The sequence below is a fragment of the Streptomyces hirsutus genome, assembly GCF_001418415.1.
Taxonomy (GTDB): Bacteria; Actinomycetota; Actinomycetes; order Streptomycetales; family Streptomycetaceae; genus Streptomyces; species Streptomyces hirsutus.
Genome location: NZ_LIQT01000307.1, coordinates 1 through 4,268, shown reverse-complemented (window position 1 = coordinate 4,268; position 4,268 = coordinate 1). Strand labels below are relative to the sequence as shown.

The following is a 4,268-nucleotide window of genomic DNA, read 5'->3' as shown; positions in this document are numbered from 1 at the left end:
CGGGCCGGGGAACGGGCCGGGGAACGGGCCGGGGAAGGGGACCGGCGGTGGCATGACGCCCGGTGGTGCCGGCGGGACGGCCGAGGAGTCCCGGCAGCTCAATCCCCCTCTTCTCCTCGTCCTGTTCCTGCTCTCCGCCGTGATGTTCCAGGACCCGATCCGCCGCGCCCTGGGCGCCCCGGTGATGCAGAACTGGACGACGGTGTTCGTGGCGGTGATGATCCAGGCGCTGCCCTTCCTGGTGCTCGGCGTCCTGCTGTCCGCGGCGATCGCGGTGTTCGTCCCGCCGTCCTTCTTCGCCCGCGCCCTGCCGAAGCGTCCGTCCCTGGCGGTCCCGGTCGCGGGTGCGGCAGGCGCGGTGCTCCCCGGCTGCGAGTGCGCGTCCGTCCCGGTGGCGGGGGCGCTGGTGCGCAGGGGAGTGGCCCCGGCGGCGGCCCTGACGTTCCTGCTGTCCGCCCCCGCGATCAACCCGATCGTGCTGACGGCGACGGCGGTCGCCTTCCCGAACGATCCCCTGATGGTCCTCGCCCGGTTCGTGGCGAGCCTGCTGGTGGCCTGCCTGATGGGCTGGCTGTGGCAGCGCCACGGCCGCGCGGACTGGCTGCGCCCGCCGTCCCGTTCGTCCTACGAGGGGCGGAGCCGGGGCGCGGCGTTCTGGGGGTCGGTCCGGCACGACGTGATGCACGCCGGTGGCTTCCTGGTGGTCGGTGCGATGGCCGCGGCGACGCTGAAGGCGGTCGTCCCGGCCCACTGGCTGCAACGGGCGGCCGATCATCCCGTGCTGTCGGTCCTGGTGCTGGCCGCGCTGGCCGTTCTCCTGTCGATCTGCTCGGAGGCGGACGCGTTCGTCGCCGCGTCCCTGACCCAGTTCTCGCTGACGGCCCGGCTCACCTTCCTCGTCGTGGGCCCCATGATCGACCTCAAGCTCTTCGCCATGCAGGTGGGCACGTTCGGCCGCGGCTTCGCCCTGCGCTTCGCCCCGGCGACCCTCGTCCTGGCGGTGGCGGTCTCGGTCCTGACGGGAGCGGTGCTGCTGTGAACCGGGTGCGTCGAAACCTGAATCTGAACCGGCAGGCGCAGGCGGCCCTGCTGTTCCTCCTGGGCGCGACCGTGCTGCACGCCGGGCTGACCGACCTCCATCTGCGCTACGTCAAGGCCGGCCTGCGCCCGCTGCTCCTGCTGTGCGGAGCCGTACTCGTCGTGACGGCGATGACGACGGTCTGGTACGAGTGGCGCGAAGCGTCCGGAAAGCGCGACCACGACGGAAGCGGGAGCGGGGACGGGAGCGGGGACGGGAGCGACGGCGGTGGCGAGAGCGGGAACGGCGGCGATGGCGATGGCGAGCACGATCACGACCTGGGGCACCACGAGCCCCGTATCTCCTGGCTCCTGGCCCTTCCCGTTCTCGCCCTGATCCTGGTGGCGCCGCCGGCCCTCGGCTCGTACAGCGCCACCCACACGGGTACGGCCCTGCAGAAGCCGTTCGGCTTCCCGGAACTCCCCGCCGGGGGCACACTCCGCCTCGGAGTGGGGGAGTACGCGGCCCGCGCGGTCTACGACGACGGCCACGGCCTCCGGGACCGGCCCATCGAGATCACCGGCTTCGTCGCCCTGGACCCGTCCGGCGTCCCCTACCTGGTCCGCATGTCCCTCAACTGCTGTGCCGCGGACGGCCAGCCGGTCAAGATCGCCCTGACCGGCGCGGTCCCCCCGGTGCTGCAACCGGACGCCTGGCTGGAGGTCACCGGCACCTACAGCCCGCGCCGGACGAAGGACCCGGTCAACGACGGACCCGTCCCCTACTTCGAGGTCACGTCGGCGAAGCCGGTCCCCACCCCGAACGACCCGTACGACGAGGTCTGGAACGGCTGAACGGGCGCGCTAGCGCTGCTGCTGGGTGCGGCTGCCGTCGGCGGCCGCGTCCCGGGTGACGGTCTCGCCCTTGATGACGGTCTCGCCCTTGATGACGGTCTCGCCCCGGATGACGCGAGGGGCGCCCGGCTGCTCCCCCTGCGGCTGGTGCGCCTGCCGGGGCTGCTGGGCCTGGGCCCGCCGCTCGTCCTCCTGCGCCTCCGCCTCCGCTTCCGCCTTCGCCGCACGGGCCTCGGCCTTGAGGATGCGGGCGGACTTTCCGGCCGAGCGGGCGAGCTCGGGCAGCTTCTTCGCCGCGAGCACGGCTATGAGGACGATGAGGATGATCGCGAGTTCGCTCAGTCCGAACATGGGGGTCCGTCCGTCCTTCTCGTGAGCCGTTGCCGGATGCCGCCCGTAGAATCTACAGCAATGTAGAGAATTTGACGGTGTCCGCTCGTCTATACGATGACCGCCCGGGAACGGGAGGGCGACGGAAGGGAGACAGGCCGTGGTCGAGCACAGCCGGCATCACCGGCGGCGGGGACAGGGCGAACTGGAGTCGCTGGTGCTGTCGGTGCTGCGGGAGGCGGACGGCCCGGCGACGGCCGGCTGGGTGCAGGAGCGGCTGGGCGAGGACCTCGCCTATACGACGGTCATCACGATCCTCACCAGGCTGCTCGCGAAGGGCGCGGTCACCCGTGAACGCGCGGGCCGCTCCTTCGCCTGGACCCCTGCCTCCGACCACGCCGGTCTCGCCGCCCACCGGATGCGCAGGGTGCTGGACGCCGAGAGCGACCGGGAGGCGGTCCTGGCCAGCTTCGTCACCGGTCTCGGCCCGGACGACGAACGGCTGCTGCGGGAACTGCTGGGTCAGCCCCGGAGCGACGGGGAAGACTGAGGCCTCATGGGGGTGTTCGTCTTCCTGCCGCTCGTCCTGCCGTTGACGGCATGGCCGATCGCCCGGCTCGCCGCACAGCATCTCCACCCGCGGACCGCGACGCGGATGCTGACCTGGGTGGCGGCGGTGATGGCGGTGTGCAGCACGGTGTGCCTGTGCCTGGTGATGGTGGTCGGCACCGCCACCCTGCCCGGCAACCCGCTGCCCGACGGCTGGTCGGACCCGGAGGTGCGGGAGGCGGTCCCGTACGACGAGGTCGTGGGGAAGGCCGCCATCCCGGCGCTGTGCGCGGTGCTGCTGGCCTGCGCCCGGACCCTGTGGCGGCACGTCCGCACCCGCCGCCGCGCCCACCGTGCCCTGGACGGCCTGCCGGACACGGAGGTGGCGGTCCTGCCCGACGGCGCCCCGTACGCGTACGCCCTTCCGGGCACCGGACCGCGCCGCGACCGCGTCGTGGTCACCACCGCGCTCCTGGACCACCTCGCCCCCGCCGAGCGCCGCGCGCTGTTCGCCCACGAGCGCGCCCACCTCACCGCGCGCCATCACCGGTTCCTGCTGGCCGTACGGCTGGCCGCGCACGCCAACCCGTTCCTGCGCCTCCTGCACACCGCGGTGTCGTACGCGGCGGAGCGCTGGGCGGACGAGGAGGCGGCGCGTACGGTCGGCGACCGCCGTACCGTCGCCACCGCCATCGGCAAGGCGGCCCTCGCCTCCCGGGCCGGCGGCCCGCCCCTGCCCGCGTTCGCGGCGCCGGGACCGATTCCCCGCCGGGTGGCGGCGCTGCTCGCCCCGGCTCCGGCGACCGGGCCCTGGCCGGAGGTGTTCACCTCGGCGGGTCTGGCGGCCTGGGGAGCGGCCGCCGGTACGGCCGCGTCGGCGATGTCGTCCGCCAACGCGGCGGTGACCCTGTTCTGGATCCTGTGGACGGCGACGCCGCTGTGACGACGCCGCCGTGATGAGGCCGCTGTCATGACGCCGTTGTGATGACGCCGTTGTGAGGCGGTGGCGGGAGCCGGACTCTCAGCCGATACCCGGCCCGGAGGAGTGCGGTCCGCCGTGCCCGTACGCACTGTCGCTGCCGTACGCCTCCCGGTGCTCGACCAGCTCGCGCACCCAGCCGTCGACCTCGGTGACCCAGTCGCGGGCGTCGTCGTGGCCCACGGTGAACCGGCTGAGCGCGTCGTGCCCGGTGTCGTCGCCGCCCGCGTTCCCGCCGCCCCGCTTGTCGGCCTCCAGGACGACGTCGATGCCGCCCGGGTGGGTCAGGAAGGTCAGCTCGATCTCCTCCACCCGGTCCGCGTACGAGGGCGCCGGGGTGAGCCCTATCTCCTGGTGGAAGGGCAGTCGCTGCCCGGTGCCGCCGATGCGGCCGTGCTCGAGACCGGCGGACCGCAGCCCGTACCCGAGCTGCCGGAACGCGCCGAGGATCGCCTCCTGGGCGGGCAGCGGGCCGACACCGAGCGGATCGAGGCCGGGGTCGGGGTCGTTGTCGGCCTCCGGGGCTTCCGGGGCTTCC

At 73.5% G+C, this 4,268-nt stretch carries 6 protein-coding genes; 4 read left to right on the top strand and 2 right to left on the bottom strand.

What is annotated here, in order from left to right:
- Positions 1–52 precede the first annotated feature (52 nt).
- The gene (locus AOK11_RS22675; RefSeq protein ID WP_055595568.1) at positions 53–1,039 is read left to right on the top strand and encodes a permease; all 987 of its coding nucleotides are present in this window, start codon (positions 53–55) and stop codon (positions 1,037–1,039) included.
- A gap of 23 nt (positions 1,040–1,062) precedes the next feature.
- A complete protein-coding gene (locus AOK11_RS22670; RefSeq protein WP_055595569.1) occupies positions 1,063–1,872 on the top strand; it encodes a TIGR03943 family putative permease subunit in 810 nt (269 codons plus the stop codon).
- 9 nt (positions 1,873–1,881) lie between these two features.
- Here AOK11_RS22670 and AOK11_RS22665 read toward each other — a convergent pair whose 3' ends face one another.
- Positions 1,882–2,223, bottom strand: a complete 342-nt coding sequence (locus AOK11_RS22665) for a Sec-independent protein translocase subunit TatA/TatB (protein ID WP_055595567.1) — start codon at positions 2,221–2,223, stop codon at positions 1,882–1,884.
- Between the two features lie 139 nt (positions 2,224–2,362).
- On the opposite strand from AOK11_RS22665, the gene AOK11_RS22660 reads away from it, so the two are divergent.
- Positions 2,363–2,752: a BlaI/MecI/CopY family transcriptional regulator gene (locus tag AOK11_RS22660; protein WP_055595566.1), complete on the top strand. Its 390-nt coding sequence runs from the start codon at positions 2,363–2,365 to the stop codon at positions 2,750–2,752.
- Between the two features lie 6 nt (positions 2,753–2,758).
- Complete coding sequence (locus tag AOK11_RS22655; protein ID WP_055595565.1) at positions 2,759–3,694, top strand: M56 family metallopeptidase; 936 nt, start codon at positions 2,759–2,761, stop codon at positions 3,692–3,694.
- A 78-nt stretch (positions 3,695–3,772) separates the two neighbouring features.
- Here the strand turns inward: AOK11_RS22655 and AOK11_RS22650 are convergent.
- A partial coding sequence (locus AOK11_RS22650; RefSeq protein WP_167353824.1) for a sporulation protein occupies positions 3,773–4,268 on the bottom strand: 496 nt, incomplete at its 5' end.

Coding starts and splice junctions, on each gene's coding strand:
- AOK11_RS22675 (WP_055595568.1), top strand. CDS start 53: ATGACGCCCGGTGGTGCCGGCGGGACGGCCGAGGAGTCCCGGCAGCTC.
- AOK11_RS22665 (WP_055595567.1), bottom strand. CDS start 2,223: ATGTTCGGACTGAGCGAACTCGCGATCATCCTCATCGTCCTCATAGCC.
- AOK11_RS22655 (WP_055595565.1), top strand. CDS start 2,759: ATGGGGGTGTTCGTCTTCCTGCCGCTCGTCCTGCCGTTGACGGCATGG.